We start from the raw sequence: 2,124 nt of genomic DNA, 5'->3' as shown, positions 1-2,124 counted from the left end.
CCTTAGTGGTCGGCTCCGAAAGTCCTTCGGGGGTTGCGGGGTCCACGACTTGCTGCGCATCCCCGACACGGGATGCGCAATCCGTTGCTCCGGCTCCTCCTTGGTGACTTGCGATAGTCCAGGCCACTGGCTTACCAGGCGGGGCGGATCGGCCCCGGTGGCGTAAGTCGGGTCAGGTCGGCGACAAGTTCGCTGAAGCGCGCCTCGCCCAGTGCTTCTCGCCATGGTGCGACGGCAGCGCGGGCTGCCTGGTCGGCGGCGCGAGTGGCGGCCCAGCCAGCCTCGGTCAGCCCCAAGAGCCGGGCGCGGGCATCGTGGGGGTGTGGATGCCGCACCACGTATCCCTTGCGGACCAGTTCCTCAACCAGCTGGGCGGCGGCCTGCTTGGTCACCCCGAGGTGCTCGGCCAGGTTGGCCGTGGTGGCGTCACCCAGGGAGATGCGGGCAAAGGCGAAGCCGTGTGCCGGCCGTAGGTCCTCGAATCCCTGCTGGGACACGCGGGCGTGGATCTCCTGCACCAACTGTCCTGAGAGTGCCAGCACGAGTGCGGAGAAGGCCAGAGCGTCATCCATGGGTTGACTATAACTCGTCAAGCTGCTTGTCTTTATGGACAAGGTAGCTGTCTATAGGGAGGTCAGTGTGCCCTTCATCCGCAGCGGCGAGGCCGTCGTGCACGAGATCCACGGTGTCCGCTTCGTTTCCTACGTCCGCCCGGACACGGGCAGCCGGGACCTCGCTGCCTGGCGCGGCGAGGTCCCGGCAGGAACGGTGGGTCCGGCCCACACGATCAGTCACGAAGAAACGTTCTACGTGCTGTCCGGTCGCCTCCGGCTCACCATCGGCGGCGAGAGCGCCGAACTCGCTGCCGGTGACGCGGCGGTGGCTCCGGCAGGCTCCGAATTGGCGGTCGCCAATACCACCGACCAGCCCGCGCACATGTGGGTCGCTACACGTGTCGGGCTCAGCGCCGGGCTGGCCGACGGCAGCACTATCACGCCGCCCTGGACTCATTAAGCCCATCGAGAACCAGTGGTCACGCTTCCCGATCGGCCTGCCCTGTCATGCCCGTCGCTCCGGCCTGCCCGATAGTCCCGACCGCTGCCGAGCGCGAGCGGTTGAAGAAGATGGCCTACGGCCACAAGACCGAGTACCGGCTGCGGGTCCGCGCGCAGGTCGTCCTGCATGCGGCGCGGGGGCGCTCCAACGCGCGCATCGCCCGCGAGACGGGTCTGCACCTGGACACGGTTCGCGCTTGGCGGGGCCGGTTCGCCGCCGGCGGGCTGCCAGCCCTGGCCGACCGCAAGCGCTCAGGGCGCCCCGCCCGGTTCACGCCCGTGCAGGTCGCCGAGGCCAAGGCGCTGGCCTGCCAGTTACCCGCCGAGACCGGCGTGCCGCTGTCGCGCTGGTCATGCCCGGAGTTGGCTGCCGAGATGACCGCGCGCGGGATAACCGATACCGTCTCCGCGTCCACGGTGCGCCGCTGGTTGCGCGAGGACGCGCTCAAGCCTTGGCAGTACCGGTCCTGGATCTTCATCCGCGATCCGGACTTCCGCTCCAAGGCCCAGCGTGTCCTGGATCTGTACGCCCGCACTTTCGAGGGTGTCCCGCTGGGCGAGGACGAGTACGTCGTCTCCAGCGACGAGAAGACCTCCGTCCAGGCCCGTTGCCGCTGCCATCCGACCCTGTCCCCGGGCCTGGCCCGGGCGATGCGCGTCAACCACGAGTACGGCCGCGGCGGTGCGCCGGCCTACCTGGCCGCCTACGACGTCCACCGCGCGAAGGTCTTCGGCCGCTGCGAGCCGACGACCGGAATCGTGCCCTTCATGGCCCTGGTCGCCCAGGTCATGGCCACCGAGCCCTACGCCAGCGCGAAACGCGTCTTCTGGATCGTCGACAACGGCTCCTCCCACCGGGGGAAGAAGGCCATAGACCGTCTGACCAAGGCGTTTCCGAACGCACTCATGGTCCACACCCCTGTCCACGCCTCCTGGACGAACCAGATCGAAATCTTCTTCTCGATCGTCCAGCGCAAGGTCGTCTCACCCAACGACTTCACCGACCTGACCCAGGTCCGAAACCGGCTCCGAGCATTCGAAGACCGCTACAACGCCACGGCACAGCCAT

The 2,124-nt window shown here is 68.1% G+C and carries 3 protein-coding genes; 2 read left to right on the top strand and 1 reads right to left on the bottom strand.

Translation table 11 applies throughout. From position 1 onward, the window contains the following. Window positions 1-131: 131 nt before the first annotated feature. Window positions 132-572, bottom strand: a complete 441-nt coding sequence (locus tag ACFYMM_RS44315) for a MarR family winged helix-turn-helix transcriptional regulator (protein ID WP_388398530.1) — start codon at window positions 570-572, stop codon at window positions 132-134. 67 nt (window positions 573-639) lie between these two features. Here ACFYMM_RS44315 and ACFYMM_RS44310 point away from each other — a divergent pair, with 67 nt between their 5' ends. Both ACFYMM_RS44310 and ACFYMM_RS44305 read left to right on the top strand, forming a co-directional pair. Continuing rightward, on the top strand, window positions 640-1,014 hold the full coding sequence (locus ACFYMM_RS44310) for a cupin domain-containing protein (protein ID WP_388398528.1): 375 nt from the start codon (window positions 640-642) through the stop codon (window positions 1,012-1,014). Window positions 1,015-1,061: 47 nt separating this feature from the next. Beyond that, window positions 1,062-2,124 (top strand): IS630 family transposase (locus tag ACFYMM_RS44305; protein WP_388398525.1); only part of this gene is annotated, 1,063 nt, incomplete at its 3' end.

The sequence above is a fragment of the Streptomyces sp. NPDC006739 genome (assembly GCF_042869815.1).
In the GTDB taxonomy this organism is placed as follows: Bacteria; Actinomycetota; Actinomycetes; order Streptomycetales; family Streptomycetaceae; genus Streptomyces.
The sequence above is the reverse complement of the archived record's forward strand: the minus strand, read 5'-3'. Positions and strand labels throughout refer to the sequence as shown.

Bases quoted from the DNA above. Each gene is read 5' to 3' on its own strand.
- ACFYMM_RS44315 (WP_388398530.1), bottom strand. From the start codon at position 572: ATGGATGACGCTCTGGCCTTCTCCGCACTCGTGCTGGCACTCTCAGGA.